Below are 21,583 nucleotides of genomic sequence, written 5' to 3' on the forward strand. Positions count from 1 at the left end.
TCCTGCTATGCGGGGTTCGCAGGCGCGGGGCTTTTTTGTATGATGTGCGACCCGCGCGCACTGGGCGCCGATAGAGGTTGAGCATGCAGGCCCTAGAAGTTAAAAGCTTCCTTGAAGGAAAGCTGCCGAATACTGAGGTTGCAGTTGAAGGCGAAGGCTGCAATTTCCAGCTGAACGTGATTAGCGATGAACTGGCGGCATTGAGCCCGGTCAAGCGTCAGCAGCAGATCTATGCCCATTTGAACCCGTGGATCACCGATGGCAGCATCCATGCGGTCACTATGAAATTTTTCAGCCGCGCGGCCTGGGCCGAGCGCACCTGAGCCCCCAAGGCGTCGAGATTCTTATGGATAAATTGATTATTACCGGCGGTTCCCGTCTTGATGGCGAAATCCGTATCTCCGGGGCTAAAAACTCGGCCTTGCCGATCCTGGCTGCTACCTTGCTGTGTGATGGCCCGGTTACCGTAGCCAACCTGCCGCACCTGCACGACATCACCACCATGATCGAGCTGTTCGGTCGCATGGGCATTGAGCCGGTGATCGACGAGAAGCTGTCGGTCGAAATCGACCCGCGCACCATCAAGACCCTGATCGCCCCGTACGAACTGGTGAAAACCATGCGTGCCTCGATCCTGGTACTGGGCCCGATGGTTGCCCGTTTCGGCGAAGCCGAAGTGGCACTGCCTGGCGGTTGCGCCATTGGTTCGCGGCCGGTGGACCTGCACATCCGTGGCCTTGAAGCCATGGGTGCAACCATCGACGTCGAAGGCGGCTACATCAAGGCCAAGGCGCCGGAAGGCGGCCTGCGTGGCGCGAACTTCTTCTTTGATACCGTCAGCGTGACCGGTACCGAGAACATCATGATGGCCGCTGCCCTGGCCAACGGCCGCAGCGTCCTGCAAAACGCCGCGCGCGAGCCGGAAGTGGTCGACCTGGCCAACTTCCTGATCGCCATGGGTGCCAACATCACTGGCGCCGGCACCGACACCATCACCATCGACGGTGTGAAGCGCCTGCACTCGGCTACCTATAAGGTCATGCCGGACCGTATCGAGACCGGTACCTACCTGGTTGCTGCTGCCGTCACCGGTGGTCGCGTCAAGGTCAAGGATACCGATCCGACCATCCTGGAAGCGGTCCTGGAAAAACTGCGCGAAGCGGGTGCCGAAATCACCACCGGCGAAGACTGGATCGAGCTCAACATGCACGGCAAGCGGCCAAAAGCCGTTAACGTGCGTACCGCTCCGTACCCGGCGTTCCCGACCGACATGCAGGCGCAGTTCATCTCCCTGAACGCGATTGCCGAAGGTACCGGTGCTGTGATCGAGACCATCTTCGAGAACCGCTTCATGCACGTGTACGAACTGCACCGCATGGGCGCCAAGATCCAGGTCGAAGGCAACACAGCCATCGTCACCGGTATCGAGCAGCTCAAGGGCGCGCCAGTAATGGCCACCGACCTGCGGGCTTCGGCCAGCCTGGTGATCTCGGCGCTGTGCGCTGACGGCGACACCCTGATCGATCGCATCTACCACATAGACCGTGGCTACGAGTGCATTGAAGAAAAACTGCAGATGCTCGGCGCAAAAATTCGCCGCGTACCGGGCTAGTCCCCACTGCTCGGGCGCAGGGAAGCGCCCGCCCGAGGTGTGCACAGGCACGCCTTGGCTGAATTTGTTTCAAATCGAGGCTGTAATGGCCTCGATCTGTGTCTGGCGCCGTTTGCGACCGGACAGCAATAGCCTGATGAAGGACTGACGTTTCCCATGTTGACCATCGCACTGTCCAAGGGCCGCATCCTTGACGATACTTTGCCGCTTCTGGCTGAAGCGGGCATCGTGCCGACCGAGAATCCGGACAAGAGCCGCAAGCTGATCATCCCCACGACCCAGGACGACGTTCGCCTGTTGATCGTGCGGGCTACCGACGTGCCGACCTACGTGGAACATGGCGCCGCCGACCTTGGTGTCGCCGGTAAAGACGTGTTGATGGAATACGGCGGCCAGGGCCTGTACGAGCCGCTGGACCTGCGTATCGCCCTGTGCAAGCTGATGACTGCCGGTCGTGTCGGTGACGTCGAGCCAAAAGGCCGCCTGCGGGTGGCCACCAAGTTCGTCAACGTCGCCAAGCGTTATTACGCCGAGCAAGGCCGCCAGGTCGATATCATCAAGCTCTATGGCTCGATGGAACTGGCACCGCTGATCGGCCTGGCCGACAAGATCATCGACGTGGTCGACACCGGCAACACCCTGCGCGCCAACGGCCTGGAACCCCAGGACTTTATCGCTGACATCAGCTCCCGCCTGATCGTCAACAAAGCTTCGATGAAAATGCAGCACGCCCGGATCCAGGCGTTGATCGACACCCTGCGCAAGGCAGTGGAGTCTCGACACCGCGGTTGACTCACCTGCGCGGCCCTAGGTCGCGCCCGTCTATCCGCCTCATAGCCAGAATTCTCAGGTGCCCAAGCGGAAACGACTGCTAGTTTAGGGCGCCTGAGTTTTTGCCAATACTATTGAGGCCCTCGCTATGACCACGTCCACTGCAATTGCCCGACTCAACGCTGCCGACCCGGATTTCGCCCATCATCTGGATCATCTGCTGAGCTGGGAAAGTGTGTCCGACGACTCGGTCAACCAGCGGGTGCTCGACATCATCAAGGCCGTGCGTGAGCGCGGCGATGCGGCGCTGGTGGACTTTACCCGCCAGTTCGACGGCCTGGACGTCAAGTCCATGGCCGACCTGATCCTGCCCCGCGAACGCCTGGAGTTGGCCCTGACGCGCATCACCGCGCCCCAGCGTGAAGCCCTGGAAGTCGCGGCCGCGCGGGTGCGTAGCTACCACGAAAAACAGAAGCAGGATTCCTGGAGCTACACCGAGGCTGATGGCACGGTGCTGGGGCAGAAAGTCACGCCCCTGGACCGCGCCGGCCTGTACGTGCCAGGCGGCAAGGCTTCGTACCCGTCGTCGGTGCTGATGAATGCCATTCCCGCCAAAGTTGCGGGCGTGACCGAAGTGGTCATGGTGGTCCCGACCCCGCGCGGTGAAATCAACGAACTGGTGCTGGCTGCCGCCTGCATCGCAGGCGTTGACCGCGTGTTTACCATCGGTGGTGCCCAGGCCGTCGCCGCGTTGGCCTATGGCACCGAAAGCGTGCCGAAAGTAGACAAGGTGGTCGGCCCCGGCAACATCTATGTCGCCACCGCCAAGCGCCATGTGTTTGGCCAAGTCGGGATCGACATGATCGCCGGCCCTTCGGAAATCCTCGTGGTGTGCGACGGCCAGACCGATCCGGACTGGATTGCCATGGACCTGTTCTCCCAGGCCGAGCACGACGAAGACGCCCAGGCGATCCTGGTCAGCCCCGACGCCGAATTCCTCGACAAGGTGGCGGCGAGCATCAACAAGTTGCTGCCGACCATGGACCGCGCCGAGATTATCGAGAAGTCGATCAATGGCCGGGGTGCGCTGATCCAGGTGCGGGACATGGAACAGGCTATCGAAGTGGCCAACCGCATTGCCCCTGAGCACTTGGAGCTGTCGGTGGCCGACCCACAGGCCTGGCTGCCATCGATTCGCCACGCCGGTGCGATCTTCATGGGCCGCCACACCAGCGAAGCCCTGGGTGACTACTGCGCCGGCCCCAACCATGTGTTGCCGACCTCGGGCACTGCGCGATTTTCGTCGCCGCTGGGGGTGTATGACTTCCAGAAGCGCTCGTCGATCATCTTTTGCTCGCCACAAGGTGCTTCCGAGCTAGGCAAGACCGCCTCGGTGCTGGCCCGTGGTGAATCGTTGAGCGCGCACGCCCGCAGCGCCGAATACCGCATCGTCAAGGGGGAGTAAGACATGAGCAAATTCTGGAGCCCTTTCGTCAAGGACCTCGTGCCTTACGTGCCCGGCGAGCAGCCGAAGCTGACCAAGCTGGTCAAGCTCAACACCAACGAAAACCCCTATGGCCCGTCGCCCAAGGCCCTGGCGGCGATGCAGGCCGAGTTGAACGACAACCTGCGTTTGTACCCGGACCCCAACAGCGACCTGCTCAAGCAGGCCGTGGCCAAGTACTACGGGGTGGATGGAAGCAAGGTCTTCCTCGGTAACGGTTCCGACGAAGTCCTGGCGCATATCTTCCACGGTCTGTTCCAGCACGACCTGCCACTGTTGTTCCCGGATATCAGCTACAGCTTCTACCCGGTGTACTGCGGCCTGTATGGCATCACCTCGGCCCCGGTGCCGCTGGACGAGCAGTTCCAGATCCGCGTGGCGGACTACGCCAAGCCCAACGGCGGGATCATCTTCCCCAACCCGAACGCGCCGACCGGCTGCGTGCTGGCGCTGGACGCGGTGGAGCAGCTGCTCAAGGCCAGCCCGGATTCGGTGGTGGTGGTCGATGAAGCCTATATCGACTTCGGCGGCGAAACCGCCATCAGCCTGGTGGATCGCTACCCCAACCTGCTGGTCACCCAGACCCTCTCCAAATCGCGCTCACTGGCCGGTTTGCGGGTAGGCCTGGCGGTGGGGCATCCGGACCTGATCGAGGCGCTGGAGCGGGTCAAGAACAGCTTCAACTCCTATCCACTGGATCGCCTGGCGATTGTCGGCGCGGCGGCGGCCTTTGAAGATCGTGAATACTTCGAGAAGACCTGCCAATTGGTGATCGACAGCCGCGAGAAGGTGGTTGCGCAGTTGCAGGACAAAAGCTTTGAAGTGCTGCCGTCGGCTGCCAACTTCATCTTCGCCCGCCACCCACGGCACGACGCGGCCAGCCTGGCGGCCAAGCTGCGTGAGCAAGGGGTGATCGTGCGGCACTTCAAGCAGGAGCGGATTGCCCAGTTCCTGCGGATCAGCATCGGTACGCCTGAGCAGAACCAGGCGTTGATCGATGGCTTGGGCGATCTTTAAGCCTTAGATCTATATTGGCTGGACTGGCCTCATCGCGGGCAAGCCCGGCTCCCACATTGGAATGCGTTCCCATGTGGGAGCCGGGCTTGCCCGCGATGAGGCCATCAGCAACACCGACAGTCCCTAACCTTCAGAGCAACGGCTCGTCCGGCTTCTTGTGCTTCCAGCCATCATTGCCCGGCAGCAGCAGGTTCAGGCCAATCGCTACCACCGCGCACAGGGCGATGCCCTTGAGGCCGAAATCGTCCGGGCCAGTGCCGGTGCCGATCAGCACACCACCTATCCCGAACACCAGGGTCACCGACACAATCACCAGATTGCGCGCCTCCCCCAGGTCGATCTTGTGACGGATCAAGGTGTTCATCCCCACCGCCGCAATCGAACCGAACAGCAGGCACAGAATCCCGCCCATCACCGGCACCGGAATGCTCTGCAGCAGCGCGCCGAACTTGCCGACAAAGGCCAGGGTGATGGCAAATACCGCCGCCCAGGTCATGATTTTCGGGTTGTAGTTCTTGGTCAGCATCACCGCGCCGGTCACTTCGGCGTAGGTAGTGTTGGGCGGGCCGCCGAACAGGCCAGCCGTGGTGGTGGCGATGCCGTCGCCCAATAGCGTGCGATGCAGGCCGGGCTTTTTCAGGTAATCGCGACCGGTCACGCTACCCACGGCAATCACGCCGCCGATGTGTTCAATGGCCGGTGCCAGGGCTACCGGGACGATGAACAGAATCGCCTGCCAGTTGAATTCCGGCGCGGTGAAGTGGGGCAGGGCGAACCACGGGGCGGCGGCGATCTTCGCGGTGTCGACCACGCCAAAGTAGAACGACATGCCAAAACCCACCAGCACCCCGGCAATGATCGGCACCAGGCGGAAAATGCCCTTGCCGAATACGGCCACGATCAGCGTGGTCAGCAGCGCCGGCATCGAGATCAGCATTGCCGTCTGGTAGTGGATCAACTCGGCACCGTCGCCCGACTTGCCCATTGCCATGTTCGCGGCAATCGGCGCCATGGCCAGGCCGATGGAGATGATCACCGGTCCGATCACCACGGGCGGCAGCAGCCGGTCGATAAAACCGGTGCCTTTGATCTTCACGGCCAGGCCGAGGAAGGTGTAGACGAAACCCGCCGCCATCACCCCGCCCATGGTCGCCGCAAGGCCGAATTGGCCCTTGGCGAGAATGATCGGGGTGATAAAGGCAAAGCTCGAGGCCAGGAACACCGGCACTTGGCGCCCCGTGACGACCTGGAACAGCAATGTGCCCAGGCCTGCGGTAAACAGCGCAACGTTTGGATCAAGACCTGTGATCAGTGGCATCAACACCAGCGCGCCAAATGCTACGAAGAGCATTTGTGCGCCAGACAGGATCTGGCGCCAAAGCGGGTCGTTGAATTCATCCTGCATGCTCACGCGTCCTTCTGCTTGGTGCCGAAGATCTTGTCGCCAGCATCGCCCAGGCCCGGAATGATGTAGCCGTGCTCGTTCAGGCGCTCATCGATGGACGCGGTATAGATCACTACATCCGGGTGCGCTTTTTCGACGGCGGCAATACCTTCGGGAGCAGCGACCAGCACCATGGCGCGGATGTCCTTGCAGCCGGCTTTCTTCAGCAGATCGATGGTGGCAACCATGGAGCTACCGGTGGCCAGCATCGGGTCGATGATCATCGCCAGGCGCTCGTCGATTTCCGGGACGAGTTTTTCCAGGTAGGTGTGGGCCTGCAGGGTCTCTTCGTTGCGGGCGACGCCCACAGCGCTGACCTTGGCGCCCGGGATCAGGCTCAGCACGCCTTCAAGCATGCCGATACCGGCGCGCAGGATCGGCACCACGGTAATTTTCTTGCCGGCGATTTTCTCGACCTGGACGGGACCGCACCAACCGGGGATCTCGTAGTTTTCCAGGGGCAAATCTTTGGTGGCTTCGTAGGTGAGCAACGCTCCGACTTCCTGAGCAAGCTCACGGAAGTTCTTCGTGCTAATGTCGGCGCGGCGCATAAGGCCGAGCTTGTGTCGGATCAGCGGGTGGCGGATCTCACGGATGGGCATGGGGAAAGGCTCCGGCGGCGGGCAAAAAAACCGGCCTAGATTAATCTATCCGAGGGTGTTGTCCTATAGACAACAAGTACGTTAGTCCATAAAGGCTTGAACGTTGCGTCCCAGAGGCGTACCTTCGCCCGCTTTTCTTGCCACAGTACCCCTGGAGAGCGCCATGTCCGCTGATCTCGAGCATATCCGTCAAATCATGCACGAGGCTGACTGCCTGTACACCGAAGCGCAAGTCGAAGAGGCTATCGCCAAGGTCGGCGCGCACATCACCCGTGAAATGGCCGATACCAACCCGGTGGTGTTCTGTGTGATGAACGGTGGTCTGATTTTCGCCGGCAAATTGCTGACTCATCTGCAATTCCCGCTGGAAGCGTCCTACCTGCACGCCACGCGCTATCGCAACGAAACCAGCGGCGGCGACCTGTTCTGGAAGGCCAAGCCGGAAGTGTCGTTCATCGACCGTGACGTGCTGATCATCGATGACATCCTCGACGAAGGTCATACCCTGGGCGCGATCATCGACTTCTGCAAACACGCCGGCGCGCGCAAAGTGCACACCGCCGTGCTGATCGACAAAGACCACGACCGCAAGGCCCGGCCAGACCTGAAGGCTGATTATGTTGGCCTGCCGTGCATCGACCGTTACATTTTCGGTTATGGCATGGACTACAAGGGCTACTGGCGCAACGCCAATGGCATCTTTGCCGTGAAGGGGATGTAAGCCATGGCGCGTTTTCTTGATCAGTCGCTGTTTGCCGAATTGGCCGAGAAAGCCGCCATCAACCCCCGTGGCCGGCAGAACGTCAACTTCCACCAGATGGAAGAGCCTTGCCATCGCATGGCTGTCGGGTTGCAGCCACACACTTATGTGCAGCCCCATCGTCATCTCACCGCTGACAAAGCCGAGACCCTGCTGGTACTCAAGGGGCGCCTGGGCATTCTGATCTTCAGCGAGTCAGGCGAGGTCCTGGAGCGGCGCGTCTTGCAGGCGGGTGGAGATTGCCTGGGTGTCGACCTATCGCCCGGCGTTTTCCATGGCCTGGTGGTGCTTGAGCCCGACACGATGATGTTCGAGTGCAAGGCTGGCCCCTATCGCCCGGTGGGCGAGGGCGAACTGGCCACCTGGGCGCCCCGGGAAGGCGAGGCTGGCATGGCTGAGTATCATCGCTGGATGCTGGCCCAGTTCGATTGAACCTGGCAGCAAAAAAACAGGTGGGTTTGTGTGGGAGCGGGCTTGTCGGGTCGCCGCATCGCCGCGATAGCGGAGTGTCAGGTTAGATATATTCGACTGACCCACCGCCATCGCGGCGATGCGGCGACCCGACAAGCCCGCTCCCACATAGAGCCTCGTGGCTTCCGAACCTTGTGTCCCGCAGGTAGACTTCCACTCCCGTGTAAATGTCTGCAGGCTGGAGTCGGCAATGCGTAAAGATAAGAAACAAGTGATTGGTGACGAGATCGGCGACGATCAGATCAAGCTGTTCCTGGATTTTGAACCGGTCGACGCCACTTCACCGTCCCTGCACAAACTGATCAAAGCCTATCGCGGCCTGCGCATCGATGACTTCGGACGTTTCCTGACCTTTTTCAAAGAGGCCGGGCTGGACCTCGACGGCAAGGATGAGCATGGCCAGACCTTCGTCGATCTGATCAAGGACCAGCGCAACGCGGACGAGTACCTCGAGCTGATCGAACAAGCCCGCGGCTGATTTCCAAGACATACAAAAACGCCCCGTTCTCATCACGAGAGCGGGGCGTTTTTTGTCTTTTTGTAGACGTCAGGCGTAGCTTGCGGCCTCGCTACCTTGCTCAACCAGCTCCAGGCTGATGTTGTTCTGCACGCTGATCTTGCGATACAGCTCGGCATCGGTTTCCAGGACTTTTTCCCGGGCCGGGAAGATCTCCTGCAGCTTGGCCGCCCACTCGCCGGCCGCCTGGGTCGGGAAGCAGCGTTCGATCAGATCCAGCATGATCGAAACAGTCACCGAAGCCCCTGGAGAGGCGCCCAGCAGTGCCGCCAGCGAACCGTCTTTGGCCGCGACCAGCTCGGTGCCGAATTGCAGCACGCCGCCTTTCTTCGGGTCTTTCTTGATGATCTGCACCCGTTGGCCGGCCACTTCCAGGCGCCAGTCCTCGGCTTTGGCTTCGGGGTAGAAGCGGCGCAGGGATTCCAGGCGCTGCTCCATGGACTGCATCACTTCGCTGACCAGGTACTTGGTCAGGTCCATGTTGTCTCGGGCCACGGCCAGCATCGGGCCGATGTTGCCCAGGCGAATCGACATCGGCAGGTCAAGGAACGAACCGAACTTGAGGAACTTGGTGGTGAAGCCGGCATATGGCCCGAACAGCAGGGATTTCTTGCCATTCACCACGCGGGTGTCCAGGTGCGGCACCGACATCGGCGGCGAACCCACGGCGGCCTGGCTGTAGACCTTGGCCTGGTGCTGCTTGACTACTTGCGGGTTGTCGCAACGCAGCCACTGGCCGCTGACCGGGAAACCGCCAAAGCCCTTGCTCTCTTCGATACCGGAGGCTTGCAGCAGCGGCAGGGCCGCGCCGCCGGCGCCGAGGAACACGAACTTGGCGTCGACATGGCGCGTGCTACCGCTGTTGACGTCCTTGATGCTCACGGTCCAGCCAGCACCATTGCGCTTGAGGCCGGTGACGCGCTTGCTGTACTTGACCTGGGCATCGGCCGAACTGCTCAGGTGCGCGAGCAATTGGTTGGTCAGGGCGCCGAAGTTGACGTCGGTGCCGTTCATCACGCGGGTCGCGGCGATTTTTTCGTCAGCCGGGCGACCCGGCATCATCAGCGGCATCCACTCGGCCATTTCGGCACGGTCTTCGGTGTAGTGCATATCCGAGAACGCGTGGTGCTGGCTGAGGGTTTCAAAGCGCTTCTTGAGGAACGACACGCCTTTTTCGCCCTGCACGAAGCTCAGGTGCGGCACTGGGCTGATAAAGGACTTGGACGAGCCAAAGGTGCCTTTTTTGGTCAGGTACGCCCAGAACTGCTTCGACACCTCGAACTGGGTGTTGATGTGCACGGCTTTTTTGATGTCGATGGAGCCATCACCCGCCTGCGGGGTGTAGTTCAGCTCGCACAGGCCGGCGTGGCCGGTACCGGCGTTGTTCCACGGGTTGGAACTCTCCGCGGCACCCGAATCCATCAGCTCAACGACTTCCAGCTTGAGGCCGGGGTCGAGCTCCTTGAGCAGCACGGCAAGGGTGGCACTCATGATGCCTGCACCTACCAGTACTACGTCGACTGCTTCGTTATGCGCCATTTAACGCGTCTCCAAAATCTGCAGCACCAAATTGACGGCATGGCTGCCAGGAGTGACGGGGCGGTTCACGTGATGCCCCAGGTTACCCATGGCCAGGATCGCCATGTCCGATTCTTCGCAATTTTTTTGCAACTTCAGCGGACGCTGCCGACCAGGCCTTATCTGCATATGAACGCATTTAAGGGGCCCTGTGGCAATTCGACTTATGGTCAAGTACGTCCGATCGTGCAACCAAATCCGTAGCGGACAGGCTTCAAGCTCCGGTTTTTGAGGAGTACTCGGTCCTGTGTGGTTGGGCAGTGCCAGACGTTGATGGTGCTTGTACAAACGCAAAACTATTCATTTGCTCGCCACACTCTTGTGAAGTTGTGAAAACCCGTTTTTTTCACGCTCTTTTGAAGACGTGAACCTCAAAAAAGGGCTGCCCCAGCCTGGCACCTGGCCCGAAATCACTGCCGACACGCGGCATAACGGGCAAACAACTCAAGTGGCCGAGCGCAATGGCAGCTCTGGCAGATTCGGTAAAGGCGCAGGTTTGCAGACAAAACAGCCAGCTCGCCAGCTTCACTCGATCTGTGTGGGCGGCTCTCTGTGGGCGGTGCGGGGGAGCTAATACCAGGGCATTAGCGATGCTGCGAGGCCCGATCAGGAGACGTCCTTATAATCGGGGGGAGATTGTAGCGAAGAACTGTCGGGAAATGGACGTGTTTTATGACTTTTATTAGCGCTTCGGTCAGGCGGTCAACGGCAGGCGGTGTGATGACCGTGCGCGGCGCGGGCTGACACGGGCGCGGGCGGGCAGAGGATGGTGCATCCAGCTCAGGCGGATCTCCTGGACTTCGACCCAGCCTTCGCCCACGGGCGGCTGGCTGCACTGCTTGAAGGCCTGGCAGCGACCTTGCGAGTCGAGCAGGGCAAAGTTGCGATGGGCGGGCGTGCGCGCGAAAAAGCGCCAGAGAAGATTGAGCATGGCGGGCCTCCTGAGAATGACGCCAAGCATATCTGTCAAGAATGACATCTGGGTGACACTGAGTCGCTGCACGCAGGCCTGGACCTGAGGTTGTAACTGGCGCTAGTTCCAGGCGGTGACGCGCCGCTATACTGGCGCACTGTCGGTACCTGAATTCTGGAGAGAAAAGCATGTTGCAACGCCTGTTGTTCGGTTTGATCACTGTGACCAGCTTGACCCTGGTTGGCTGCGCCCACAGCCCGCAGCAACTCAGCCCGCAACCCAAGCTCACCACCCAGTTGGCGCCTGTGGGCCATGGCCAGCCGGTCTCGGTGCGTGTGGTTGATGGCCGTCCGTCGCCGACCCTGGGCACCCGTGGTGGCCTGTACCCGGAAACCAGCGCCATCACGGTGACCGGTGCCGACGTGCTGCCCAAGCTGCAAGCCCAGGCCGAAGCGGCTGTGCGCCTGCTGGGCTTTACCCCGACCAGTAACTCGCCAGGCGCACCGCAACTGACGGTGACCCTGGCCGAGCTGAAGTATCAGTCGCCCAAGGAAGGCCTGTACGTGACCGAAGCCACCATCGGCGCAACCTTCCGCTCTGATGTGTCGGCCGGCAATCGCCGCTACAACGGCCGTTACGCTGCGTCCCTGGACCAGCGCTTTGGTATGGCGCCGAACCAGGAAACCAACACCAAGCTGGTCAGCGACGTGTTGAGTGATGCCCTGACGCGTCTGTTCAAGGACCCAAGCATCGGCCAGATCCTCAGCTCGCAGTAATCGGTTGTAAAAAAGCCGGGCCCCGCCAAGGGCCCGGCTTTTTTGTGTCTGCTGCGGTCATGCCGCCGTTTCGACATAAAAGTCCAGCACACTCACTCCCGTCAGCAGATCCAGCTCCGGCAGGTCGGCATGCTGATGCCCGCCGAGGGCGCAATACACCAGCCAGTGCCGGTCCTGGACATTGAACGCCAGGCCGCCGACCAGCGCCTCTTGCTCATCGGTAGGGGCGATCAGGTACAGCCGATCCTGGTTCTGCGCGTGCAACATGACAAGCTCCCGGGTGTGCGAAGGGCAACAGAGTGGCTTGTTAAGGTGACGTTCAGGTGACGCTGTAAATTACTCGATACATTAGTCGTCAATGGGGGAGGGAGCTGTGAGGCGCAGGAGGGCGCAATTCGTTCAGGTTTGTATCTGAATGGATACCTGGTCACTGTTACACCGAGGTTTTTGATGTCGCTGCCGGCATTATTGCTAAATACCGCTGCCTTGTTGATCGCCTGCCCAGGCGCCGGGCTGTTGTTTGTGACCCGCCTGCGCGAGCAGCGGGCGATGGCTCGACTCACCGCGCAAAGTGAAGATCGAGCGATTGATCAACCGATGTTGTTCCTGGATGTGCGTACCGAGCGCAGTCATCGCCTTGGCTACCGCCTAGGGTTTGCCTGTATCGGGCTGGCGCTTGTCGTCTCTTGGCTCAGCACTCAATTGTAAAAATACCCAAAACCAATGTGGGAGCGGGCTTGCCCGCGATAGCGGTGGGTCAGTCAAATAGTTATCAACTGACCCACCGCTATCGCGGGCAAGCCCGCTCCCACGTTGTGTTGTGTGTTATTCAAGCTGGTGGGTTACAGGGGGATCCCGGCCTTGACCCGATACTGATTACGCACCGGCGTCGCATATTGCAGCACCAGGTACGGTCGGTGCTCCGCCGGGCAGGCATTCAGTCGTCGCTCCCACTCCGCTTTCGCCTTGGCCAACTCATCCGCCGGGAACACCTCGGCAGCCGTCGGCACCTGCAATTGCGGGTCGGCGTCGCTCCACTGTGCGTATGCCAGGTAATGCACCGGGAACAACCGATACCCGCCGAGAATCTGCCGGTCCATCTCGGTGGCCAACAGCTTGGTGTCTTCAAAACGTTCGGTAATCGGTGGCGCAAAGTTGATATGGACCCGGCCCTTGTAACCGGTGATGCCCAGGGCAATGCTCACGTCATCTTCACCGGGCGCCTTGGTGTAGGTGCCGGTGGTGGCGCGGATATACAGCTCGCGAGCCTTGGCCGCGTCGCACGGGTCGTATTCGTAGCTGATGGACACAGGGGTCAGGTTCAGCGACAGGATGACGTCGGCGAACGGCTCTTCCTTGCGGCTCATATGGAACATCTTGAGGATCGCCGACTCGGTGCGATCATCCCCATCCTTGGCGCGGCCTTCGGCCTGGGCGATCCAGATCGACTGGCAGTCATTGCGGATCGAATGGTTGATGTAGGCCGACAGCAGCTGATACGCCGCCATCTTCTCGCGTCGCCCGGTGATGGAGCGATGCACGATAAAACTTTTGTTCAGGCGCATCAGGTCGCTGACAAACGGCTTTTGCAGCAGGTTGTCACCGATGGCTATCCGCGGTGTTGGCAGGCCGGCGTGGTACACCGCGTAGTTGACGAAGGCCGGGTCCATCACGATATCGCGGTGGTTGGCCAGGAAAACATAGGCCGTGCCGGACTTGAGCTGCTCGACCCCGGTATAGGTGACGCCGTCGGTCGCCCGATCAATGGTGTGGTCGACGTAAAACTCGACTTTGTCCTGCAAGGTGGCGACGGTGGTGACACCGGCGAACTCACGGCGCAGCTTCTGGGCGATCAGCGGCTTGAGCAGCCAGCCAAAGGCGCCGGCAAAGCGCGGGAAGCGAAAGTGGGTCAGGATGTCCAGAAAGGCCTTGTCACTGAACAGCCGGGCCAGCACTGCCGGGACTTCGCTGTCGTTGTAAGGTCGGATGGTATCGAATTCGCCCATCATGCTCTCTTGTTAGAAACGGCTAGGGTAAGTAAAGGTTTGGATCGATAAGTGACAGGGCGAGGTCTGAACAAATGGCATCAAACGAAAAAGCCCTGCAAATAGACCGGCGATTATACGCACAAGTCACCTGGGAGACCGCGATGCTCGAAAGTGCGCTGTACGATTGTCCTTATTGTGGTGAACGGATCGAGACAAGCGTGGATTTGTCCGGTGGCGACCAGAACTATATAGAAGACTGCCAGGTGTGCTGTCGGCCGATCATTTTCGACCTGCAGGTCCACGGCGATGAATGGATGCTCGAAGTGCGCAGCGAGAATGAATAAAGGGGGGGCGGCCATGCAACGAATCTACGAGCCGGAAAACCTGATGGAAGGCGAGTTGCTGCAACAAATGCTCGCCAGCGAAGGCATCGACGCCCATCTGGTGGGGCGCCATCTGCTCGGTGGAACGGGTGAACTGCCGATCTTCGGCCTGTTGGGCCTGGAGGTGGAGAACGACCAGGCCACCTACGCCCGCGAGTTGATCACCGCCTATATCGGTGCGCAACCGCTGCCCGGCGATGAACCCGACAGCTACCCCGACGTGCTGGTCTGTTAGGCTGTCGGCCGGTTTACCCAAGAGTCGTGTTGCCCCATGTGTGGACGTTATGCCCTGTTTCGCTGGAATCCCGCCTTTGCTGCCTTGCCGGGGTTCCCGGCGGATCAACAGGCCCAGTGGAATATCTCCCCCAATGATTCAGTGCTGATCCAGCGCGCCACCGATGGCCAGCGCACCCTGGCGCGGGCACGTTGGGGACTGACGCCGCCGTGGCTGACCGATCTGTCCCGCACGCCGGCCCACGCCCGCGCCGAAACCCTGGCCGAACAGCCGATGTTTCGCGAGGCCTTTCGCCTGCGCCGGTGCCTGCTGCCAGCCAATGGCTTTTATGAATGGCGCGGCACCCAGCGCAAGCGGCCGTACTGGCTCACGCCGGGGGAGGGCTCGACCCTGTTTTTCGCAGCGATCTGGGAGGCCTACCCGGTGCAGGAGCAAGTGTGGCTGAGCGCGGCGGTGGTGACCCAGGCGGCGCAGAGCCAGCGCCGGCCGTTGATTCTGGACGCGGCGGGGCAAGCGGCCTGGCTGGATCCCGAGACGCCGTTGCATGTGTTGCAGGGCTTGCTGGCCAGCGAGCCGGCGGCGTTGCGTGAGCGGGTGCTGGCTAACATGGTCAATGATCCGAAGCTCAATGGGCCGGAGTGTTTGACCCCGGGTTGAGACTGGGAGTTGTGTGGGGGATTCGCTGGCGCCATCGCAGGCAAGCCAGCCCCCACATTTTGATTTGTGAATACCTTCAAATGTGGGAGCTGGCTTGCCTGCGATACGGCCCCAAACGCCACTGAAACCTTCAGACCTTGAACTGATTGATCAGCCGCCGCTGCTGCTCCGCCAACTGGGTCAGCCCCGCACTGGCGGCACTGGACTCATCCGCCCCGCCCGCCACCTCATTGGCCACCTGGCCAATATTGATCACATTGCGGTTGATGTCCTCGGCCACCGCGCTCTGTTCCTCCGCCGCACTGGCAATCTGCGTATTCATGTCATTGATCACCGACACGGCCTGGGTGATGGTCTCCAGGGCCTGCGCGGCCTTGGCGGCGTGTTGCACGCTTTCATCGGTGCGCTGCTGGCTGTCTTCCATGACCTGCACCACATCCCGCGTGCCTTGCTGCAATTGCTGGATCATGGCCTGGATTTCTTCGGTGGCCTTCTGGGTTTTCTGCGCCAGGTTGCGTACTTCGTCGGCCACCACCGCAAAACCTCGGCCCTGTTCGCCGGCCCGGGCGGCTTCGATGGCGGCGTTGAGGGCCAGCAGGTTGGTTTGCTCGGCAATGCCGCGAATGGCAATCAGGATCGCGTTGATGTTCTCGCTGTCCTTGGCCAGGGCCTGGACTACTGTCACCGCCTTGCCGATCTCCAGGGCCAGGGCACCGATGGAGGTGGAGGTGTCGCGCACGATCTGCATGCCCTGGCTTGCAGCCTGGTCGGCATGGGTGGCGGCCTGGGCGGCCTGGGTGGCATTACGCGCCACGTCCTGGGCGGTGGCGGTCATTTCGTGCACGGCCGTGGCGACCTGGTCGATCTCGACCATTTGCTTGTGCACGCCCTGGTTGGTGCGGATGGCAATGTCGGCGGTGTGTTCCGACGAGTCGCTGACCTTCTGTACCGAGCTGACCACCTGGCTAATCATGCCCTGCAGCTTGATCAGGAAGGTATTGAAGCCGGCGGCAATCGCGCCCAGTTCATCGGCGCGGTCACTGGTCAGGCGACGCGTCAGGTCGCCTTCGCCCTGGGCGATGTCATTGAGCATCGCCACCATTTGCTTGAGTGGGCGGGCAATGCCGTGGCCCACCAGCCAGATCACCAGCAGGCCGATGCCGGCAATCAGCAGGCCGACCATGGTCATGCCGAAGATATCGGTCTTGCGCTGGGCATCCAGGTCGCCTTGCAGGGTGTGCAGGTCGGCCATTACCGCGCCCAGGGGCAGTTGCAGCATCAGGGTCCAGCGCGCATCGGTCTGGCCGATATTGAAGGGCAGGAACAACTCGATATGCCCGTTTGCCTGGTCGATGTCGTAACGCACGTCACCGACCTTCAACTGGCCGAGGTTCTCCAGTTCATTCTGGTCGAGCAGGTCGCTGGCCTTTTCCCCCAGTTTGCTGGGGTCCTTGGTGTAGGCCACCAGGCGGCCGTTGCTGGAAATCAGCGCCATTTCGCCAGCGCCGTTGTAAAGCTTCTGGTCGGCGGCGGTGAGCATTTCCTGGATGAAATTGACCGACAGGTCGGCGCCGACAATGCCCTGAAACGCGCCGTCGATCATGATCGGTTCGATAAACGAGGCCAGCATCACCGTGGTGTTGCCCACGCGATAGGGCGCCGGGTCGATGGCGCAGGGCTTCTGGGTTTCCTTGGAGCAGAGGTAGTACTCGCTGGCGCGAATGCCGGTGGCGAGGATTTTCTGGTCGGTCAGGTCGGCGAGTTTTTCCAGGCCCAGGCTGCCATCCTGATTGCGGAACCACCAGGGCATGAAGCGCCCGTTGGCAGGTTCTACGCCGACGACGGCGGTGTTCAGGTAGTTGGCGTCATTGTGGTCGATGGCGTTGGGTTCCCAGGCGATATAGGAACCGAGGATTTTCGGGTTGCGTACCACCGTTTCGTGCAGCAGGTTGATCAGTTGTTCACGGCTGACCTGCAGCGGGGCCGCGCCGTTTGCGTCCTTCATGCCCATCAGCGCATTGGTGGTGGCCAGGCCTTTGGCGGTCACCAGCGGCGCTTCCAGCTCGCGCTGGATCAGCGTGGCCTGGGTTTGCGCCAACGCCGTAAGACGTTGCTCGATGATTTGCTCGAATTGCGCCTGGGTGCGGTCCTGCACCATCTCTTGGGTCCGTGCGCCGGCGAACAGCGCGTATAGCACCAGGGCCGCCACGACACTCAGGACAATGGCCCCGGCCAACGCCGCGACAGAAAACTGAATCGACTTGAATTTCATGAAGGCTCCGGGCGCTTGGTGGGCATGATCTGCCTTTGTGTATCGGCCACAGGCCACGCAGACATGAGGCGCTGCCCTGCAAAAGAACCAGGCATGTCGTTTATAGAATGGTCGTGGGCGTCGGTGGTCTCTGAAATTAGCGGTTAAGCGTCAGGTGTATCTGGCGCCGATACATGAGAGGGCCTACGATACGCGCCATGTTTTCAGGGAGAATGTGCATGAAAAAATCATTGGCGGTAACGGCATTGAGCGCAGCCTTGCTGCTCGCCGGTTGCCAGTCGGTCAACACCACCAGCGGCGGTGCCGTGGGTGTGGAACGCAAGCAGTACATGTTCAGCATGCTGTCGAGCCAGGAAGTCGACCAGATGTACGCGCAGTCGTACCAGCAGACCCTGGGCGAAGCCAGTGGCAAGGGCCTGGTAGACAAGACCAGTGCCAACGCCAAGCGTGTGCAGGCCATTGCCAAGCGCCTGATCGCCCAGGCCCCCACCTTCCGTCCGGATGCGGCGCAGTGGAAGTGGGAAGTGAACCTGATCAAGAGCGACGAGATGAACGCCAACTGTGGGCCTGGCGGCAAGATCTTTGTCTACAGTGGCTTGATCGACACGCTCAAGTTGACCGATGACGAGCTGGCGGCGGTCATGGGCCATGAAATTGCCCACGCCCTGCGTGAGCATGGCCGCGAAGCCATGTCCAAGGCTTACGGCATCGAAATGGCCAAGCAGGGCGCTGGCGCATTGTTGGGCCTGGGCCAGGACAGCATGGCGCTGGCCGACACCGTGGCCAACTACGGCATGACCTTGCCTAACAGCCGCAGCAATGAGAACGAAGCCGACCTGATCGGCCTGGAGCTCTCGGCCCGCGCCGGTTACGACCCGAACGCGGCGATCACGCTGTGGAACAAAATGGCCAAGGCTTCCGAAGGCGCACCGCCTGAATTCATGAGCACCCACCCGGCCTCCAGCAGCCGGATCGCCTCGTTGCAGGCGGCGATTCCCAAGGTGATGCCGCTGTACCAGCAGGCCAAGAAGTCCTGATAATCCAGGCCTTGTGAAGGTCCAAAAGTGGGAGCGGGCTTGCTCGCGATAGCGGTGGTTCAGTTAATTAATACGTGACTGATACAGCGCTATCGCAGGCAAGCCAGCTCCCACATTTGTAAAGGGTTACAACCAGCCGCTGCTTTGCATGGCCTTGTACACCGCCACCAACGCCAGGATGAAGAACGCCGAAGCCGCCAGGCGCCGAATCAAGGTCAACGGCAGTTTCTCCGCCGCGAAATTCCCCGCCAGAACCACCGGTACGTTGGCAATCAACATGCCCAGGGTGGTGCCGATGATTACCAGCCACAACTCGGGGTATTGCGCCGCCAGCATCACCGTGGCGATCTGCGTCTTGTCACCGATTTCAGCGATAAAGAACGCAATCAGGGTGGTCAGGAACGGCCCGAACTTGCGCGAGGTGCTGGCTTCATCATCGTCGAGCTTGTCTGGCACCAGGGTCCACAGGGCCGTGGCGCAGAAGCTCGCGGCGAGGATCCAGTGCAGCACCGCATCCGAGAAGAAACTGCCAAACCAGGCACCCACGGCACCGGCAGCGGCGTGGTTGGCCAGGGTCGCGGCGATGATGCCGGCGATGATTGGCCAGGGTTTGCGAAAGCGTGCGGCGAGGATGAGCGCGAGCAATTGCGTCTTGTCGCCGATTTCGGCCAAGGCAACGATTGCGGTAGGAACGAGAAGTGAATCCAGCATCAGGTAGGTTTCCAGGGGCGGGTCGACACGGCTATGACACGTACAGCCTTCCCGCCCCGGGTAAGGTGTGCGTGTCATAGGTCTTGTCAAACCCAGGTCCGTCTGTGCGGACTCCTGGGTCGCATACGCCATGGTCTGCTGACCAAGTATGTTGACGTATGCCGGACGAGCATGTTGCTCGTGGGAGACTACTCCCCTAGGACGGAGCGGATTCTGCCTTGGCAAAATCCATTCGGCAAGCCTTCTTTTTCAAACGCCCGTCAGCCGCGCTTGGCCCGATAGATGCGAAAACCCTGGCCCTCGGCCTTGACTGCGCACACGCCCAGGTGCTCTTCGATCAGCGGTTGATACTTCAGGAAGCTATTGGCGACTAGCCGAAGTTCGCCGCCGTTTTTCAGATGTTGGCGGGCTTTTCGCAGCAGGTTTTCCGTGGCGAAATAATCCGTGTGTACCCCGACATGGAACGGCGGGTTACTCAGAATCGCATCCAGGCCCATGGGCGCGGCGTCGATGCCATCACCGGTCAGCACTTCGCCTTCCAGGCCATTGGCCTCCAGGGTCAGGCGACTGCTGGCGGTAGCAAAGGCGTCCACATCAAGCAGGGTCACGGTGTTGTGCGGGTAGCGCCGCTTGACCGCCGCGCCCAACACGCCGGCGCCACAGCCGAAGTCCAGCAGATGACCGCTGGGCAGTTTGTCCAGGTGTTCCAGCAACAGCGCGGTACCGCGATCCAGGCGGCCATGGCTGAACACGCCCGGCAGGCTGACGACCTTGAGCGGTCCGTCGGCCAGTGGCACTTCAAACACCTGGGCCAGGCTCGCCAGTTCCGGCGCCGCCGGAGCATCGGCCACGGTGGCCAGCCACAGCTGGCAGTGCCGTGCGTTGTCGAGCTTGCGTGGTTTGCCGAAGGCGTTCAGTTGCTTGGCGGCGCTTTCGATGCCGCCGCGTTTTTCACCCACCAGGTACAGCTCGGCGCCCGGCAGCCGTGCCGCGACGGCCTTGAGGATGTAGTCGGCCAGATCCTTGGACTTGGGCAGGAACACCACCGCCGTGTCGAATGCGCGTTGCGGCACATCGACCCCGAAATGGCTGCGCTCGGCAAACCGCGCATCCAGCGCTGCCTGGTCGCCCGCATGCCAGCACCAGCCATGGGCATTGGGCAGGCGGCCCAGCAGGTCATCGGCGGGCAGGCCGGCCAGCAACACGTTGCCTTGAAAAAGTTCGGCCTGACGAAGCAGTACTTCACTGCGCGGATCCATGGTCTGCTCCCTGAAAAAGGAGCGCAGTTTATCAACTGACGACGCGCTGCGGTGCTCCGCTGAAAAAGCCCCGGGCGTTTTCAGTCAATTGGCCGACGATCCGTTGCCGTGCTTCGCGGCTGCCCCAGGCACTGTGTGGCGTGATGATCAGCCGTGGGATGTCGCTGGCCAGCAGCGGGTTGCCGGTGGTCGGCGGTTCGACGCTCAGCACATCGCTGGCCGCCCCGCCCAGATGACCGCCGCGCAAGGCGTCTGCCAGGGCCTGTTCATCGATCAGGCCGCCGCGCGCAGTGTTGACCACGAACGCGCCCGGCTTGAGCAGCGCCAACTCACGGGCCCCGATAACGTGGCGCGTGTGTTCGTTGAGTGGGCAATGCAGGGTCAGCGCATCGATCTGCGGCAGCAGTTCGTCCAGCGGCACCCGGTCTGCACGGGCCGGGCGGCCGGGGATAGCGCCCAGTAGCACGCGCATGCCAAACGCTTGGGCCAGGCGCGCGACGGCGCCGCCCAGCTCGCCATGGCCCAGCAAGCCCAGGGTTTTGCCTTCCAGCTCGACAATCGGATAATCCAGCAGGCAGAACTGCTTGGCTTGCTGCCACAGGCCGGCGTCGACGTCTTTTTGATAGTCCTTCAGGCGTGTGGCGAGGTTGAGCAGCAGCATGATCGTGTGTTGCGCCACCGATGGCGTGCCGTAACCCTGGCAGTTACTAACGGTAATGCCCCGGGCGCGGGCAGCGGCCAGGTCGACGTTGTTGGTGCCGGTAGCAGCGATCAGGATCAGCTTCAGCTCGGGGCAGGCGGCCAGAGTCTGGGCGTTGAGCAGGATCTTGTTACTGATCGCTACCTGGGCACCTTGCAGGCGTTCGACCACCTGATCGGCCGAGGTCTGCTCACACAGCTGCAAGTCGCTGAACGTCTCGCGCAATTCGCTGAGGTCGAGGTCTCCCTGGTCCAGGGAAGGATGATCAAGGAAGACGGCGCGGCGATTGTTCGTCATCAACTGTACCTTTTGCGACAGAGTTCGAAGGCGTAATCTGCCGAGCCTACCAGATGAAATAATCAGTTACTTCTTGGAG

General features: G+C 61.1%; 24 protein-coding genes, 1 pseudogene and 1 riboswitch. Of the genes and pseudogenes, 14 read left to right on the forward strand and 11 right to left on the reverse strand.

Annotation, left to right across the window (positions count from 1 at the left end; all coding sequences use genetic code 11):
* Window positions 1-83: 83 nt before the first annotated feature.
* The 5 genes from AC19YY_RS00815 to hisC all read left to right on the forward strand — a co-directional run bounded on the left by AC19YY_RS00815 (window position 84) and on the right by hisC (window position 4,904).
* Complete coding sequence (locus tag AC19YY_RS00815) at window positions 84-323, forward strand: BolA family protein (protein WP_010567702.1); 240 nt, start codon at window positions 84-86, stop codon at window positions 321-323.
* A gap of 23 nt (window positions 324-346) precedes the next feature.
* The gene (gene murA, locus AC19YY_RS00820) at window positions 347-1,612 is read left to right on the forward strand and encodes a UDP-N-acetylglucosamine 1-carboxyvinyltransferase (RefSeq protein ID WP_492633705.1); all 1,266 of its coding nucleotides are present in this window, start codon (window positions 347-349) and stop codon (window positions 1,610-1,612) included.
* A 156-nt stretch (window positions 1,613-1,768) separates the two neighbouring features.
* Window positions 1,769-2,404 carry an ATP phosphoribosyltransferase gene (gene hisG, locus AC19YY_RS00825; RefSeq protein ID WP_003188599.1) on the forward strand — a complete coding sequence of 212 codons (636 nt, stop codon included), beginning with the start codon at window positions 1,769-1,771 and terminating at the stop codon, window positions 2,402-2,404.
* A 127-nt stretch (window positions 2,405-2,531) separates the two neighbouring features.
* The gene (gene hisD / locus AC19YY_RS00830) at window positions 2,532-3,848 is read left to right on the forward strand and encodes a histidinol dehydrogenase (protein WP_169950862.1); all 1,317 of its coding nucleotides are present in this window, start codon (window positions 2,532-2,534) and stop codon (window positions 3,846-3,848) included.
* A gap of 3 nt (window positions 3,849-3,851) precedes the next feature.
* The gene (hisC, locus tag AC19YY_RS00835) at window positions 3,852-4,904 is read left to right on the forward strand and encodes a histidinol-phosphate transaminase (protein ID WP_500603761.1); all 1,053 of its coding nucleotides are present in this window, start codon (window positions 3,852-3,854) and stop codon (window positions 4,902-4,904) included.
* Between the two features lie 130 nt (window positions 4,905-5,034).
* Here hisC and AC19YY_RS00840 read toward each other — a convergent pair whose 3' ends face one another.
* Window positions 5,035-6,309 carry a uracil-xanthine permease family protein gene (locus AC19YY_RS00840; protein WP_169950858.1) on the reverse strand — a complete coding sequence of 425 codons (1,275 nt, stop codon included), beginning with the start codon at window positions 6,307-6,309 and terminating at the stop codon, window positions 5,035-5,037.
* Window positions 6,310-6,311: 2 nt separating this feature from the next.
* Window positions 6,312-6,950: a uracil phosphoribosyltransferase gene (gene upp, locus AC19YY_RS00845; RefSeq protein ID WP_029291751.1), complete on the reverse strand. Its 639-nt coding sequence runs from the start codon at window positions 6,948-6,950 to the stop codon at window positions 6,312-6,314.
* Window positions 6,951-7,113: 163 nt separating this feature from the next.
* Between upp and AC19YY_RS00850 the strand changes: the two genes are divergently transcribed.
* The 3 genes from AC19YY_RS00850 to AC19YY_RS00860 all read left to right on the forward strand — a co-directional run bounded on the left by AC19YY_RS00850 (window position 7,114) and on the right by AC19YY_RS00860 (window position 8,659).
* Entirely contained in the window at window positions 7,114-7,671 is a 558-nt protein-coding gene (locus AC19YY_RS00850) for a hypoxanthine-guanine phosphoribosyltransferase (protein ID WP_078046900.1), read from the forward strand.
* Between the two features lie 3 nt (window positions 7,672-7,674).
* A complete protein-coding gene (locus AC19YY_RS00855) occupies window positions 7,675-8,142 on the forward strand; it encodes a WbuC family cupin fold metalloprotein (protein ID WP_500603762.1) in 468 nt (155 codons plus the stop codon).
* Between the two features lie 229 nt (window positions 8,143-8,371).
* Complete coding sequence (locus AC19YY_RS00860) at window positions 8,372-8,659, forward strand: PA4642 family protein (RefSeq protein ID WP_169956401.1); 288 nt, start codon at window positions 8,372-8,374, stop codon at window positions 8,657-8,659.
* Between the two features lie 69 nt (window positions 8,660-8,728).
* Here AC19YY_RS00860 and mqo read toward each other — a convergent pair whose 3' ends face one another.
* Window positions 8,729-10,237: a malate dehydrogenase (quinone) gene (mqo, locus tag AC19YY_RS00865; protein ID WP_500603763.1), complete on the reverse strand. Its 1,509-nt coding sequence runs from the start codon at window positions 10,235-10,237 to the stop codon at window positions 8,729-8,731.
* Window positions 10,238-10,970: 733 nt separating this feature from the next.
* Complete coding sequence (locus tag AC19YY_RS00870; protein WP_169956397.1) at window positions 10,971-11,207, reverse strand: hypothetical protein; 237 nt, start codon at window positions 11,205-11,207, stop codon at window positions 10,971-10,973.
* Between the two features lie 170 nt (window positions 11,208-11,377).
* Here AC19YY_RS00870 and AC19YY_RS00875 point away from each other — a divergent pair, with 170 nt between their 5' ends.
* The gene (locus AC19YY_RS00875; RefSeq protein ID WP_032860068.1) at window positions 11,378-11,965 is read left to right on the forward strand and encodes a YajG family lipoprotein; all 588 of its coding nucleotides are present in this window, start codon (window positions 11,378-11,380) and stop codon (window positions 11,963-11,965) included.
* Between the two features lie 57 nt (window positions 11,966-12,022).
* Here AC19YY_RS00875 and AC19YY_RS00880 read toward each other — a convergent pair whose 3' ends face one another.
* Window positions 12,023-12,232, reverse strand: a complete 210-nt coding sequence (locus AC19YY_RS00880) for a hypothetical protein (protein ID WP_032860067.1) — start codon at window positions 12,230-12,232, stop codon at window positions 12,023-12,025.
* A 183-nt stretch (window positions 12,233-12,415) separates the two neighbouring features.
* Here AC19YY_RS00880 and AC19YY_RS00885 point away from each other — a divergent pair, with 183 nt between their 5' ends.
* Window positions 12,416-12,673, forward strand: coding sequence for a hypothetical protein (locus tag AC19YY_RS00885; RefSeq protein ID WP_169956395.1), 258 nt, complete (start codon window positions 12,416-12,418; stop codon window positions 12,671-12,673).
* Window positions 12,674-12,807: 134 nt separating this feature from the next.
* On the opposite strand, the gene AC19YY_RS00890 is transcribed toward AC19YY_RS00885, so the two are convergent.
* On the reverse strand, window positions 12,808-13,971 hold the full coding sequence (locus AC19YY_RS00890; protein ID WP_169956393.1) for a 1-acyl-sn-glycerol-3-phosphate acyltransferase: 1,164 nt from the start codon (window positions 13,969-13,971) through the stop codon (window positions 12,808-12,810).
* Window positions 13,972-14,114: 143 nt separating this feature from the next.
* Between AC19YY_RS00890 and AC19YY_RS00895 the strand changes: the two genes are divergently transcribed.
* The 3 genes from AC19YY_RS00895 to AC19YY_RS00905 are packed head-to-tail and all read left to right on the forward strand — an operon-like array spanning window position 14,115 to window position 15,228.
* Window positions 14,115-14,297: a CPXCG motif-containing cysteine-rich protein gene (locus AC19YY_RS00895; RefSeq protein WP_029297780.1), complete on the forward strand. Its 183-nt coding sequence runs from the start codon at window positions 14,115-14,117 to the stop codon at window positions 14,295-14,297.
* Window positions 14,298-14,310: 13 nt separating this feature from the next.
* The gene (locus tag AC19YY_RS00900; RefSeq protein WP_029297781.1) at window positions 14,311-14,571 is read left to right on the forward strand and encodes a putative signal transducing protein; all 261 of its coding nucleotides are present in this window, start codon (window positions 14,311-14,313) and stop codon (window positions 14,569-14,571) included.
* A gap of 36 nt (window positions 14,572-14,607) precedes the next feature.
* Entirely contained in the window at window positions 14,608-15,228 is a 621-nt protein-coding gene (locus AC19YY_RS00905) for an SOS response-associated peptidase (RefSeq protein ID WP_169956388.1), read from the forward strand.
* A gap of 130 nt (window positions 15,229-15,358) precedes the next feature.
* On the opposite strand, the gene AC19YY_RS00910 is transcribed toward AC19YY_RS00905, so the two are convergent.
* Entirely contained in the window at window positions 15,359-16,201 is an 843-nt protein-coding gene (locus AC19YY_RS00910) for a methyl-accepting chemotaxis protein (protein WP_500603937.1), read from the reverse strand.
* Window positions 16,202-16,216: 15 nt separating this feature from the next.
* A pseudogene (locus AC19YY_RS00915) lies at window positions 16,217-17,500 on the reverse strand (methyl-accepting chemotaxis protein); the annotation flags it as partial.
* A gap of 218 nt (window positions 17,501-17,718) precedes the next feature.
* Here AC19YY_RS00915 and AC19YY_RS00920 point away from each other — a divergent pair.
* Window positions 17,719-18,537 (forward strand): M48 family metallopeptidase, encoded by an 819-nt coding sequence (locus AC19YY_RS00920; RefSeq protein WP_169956384.1) that lies wholly within the window; start codon window positions 17,719-17,721, stop codon window positions 18,535-18,537.
* A 126-nt stretch (window positions 18,538-18,663) separates the two neighbouring features.
* Here the strand turns inward: AC19YY_RS00920 and AC19YY_RS00925 are convergent, their stop codons facing one another.
* From AC19YY_RS00925 to AC19YY_RS00935, 3 genes are all read right to left on the reverse strand, one after another.
* Window positions 18,664-19,248: a TMEM165/GDT1 family protein gene (locus AC19YY_RS00925; RefSeq protein WP_057438151.1), complete on the reverse strand. Its 585-nt coding sequence runs from the start codon at window positions 19,246-19,248 to the stop codon at window positions 18,664-18,666.
* 88 nt (window positions 19,249-19,336) lie between these two features.
* Window positions 19,337-19,458: riboswitch (yybP-ykoY riboswitch) on the reverse strand.
* A 50-nt stretch (window positions 19,459-19,508) separates the two neighbouring features.
* On the reverse strand, window positions 19,509-20,507 hold the full coding sequence (locus AC19YY_RS00930; RefSeq protein WP_169956382.1) for a methyltransferase: 999 nt from the start codon (window positions 20,505-20,507) through the stop codon (window positions 19,509-19,511).
* A gap of 31 nt (window positions 20,508-20,538) precedes the next feature.
* The gene (locus tag AC19YY_RS00935) at window positions 20,539-21,504 is read right to left on the reverse strand and encodes a 2-hydroxyacid dehydrogenase (RefSeq protein WP_492633704.1); all 966 of its coding nucleotides are present in this window, start codon (window positions 21,502-21,504) and stop codon (window positions 20,539-20,541) included.
* Between the last annotated feature and the right edge of the window lie 79 nt (window positions 21,505-21,583).

The organism is Pseudomonas sp. MF09156 (genome assembly GCF_059862305.1).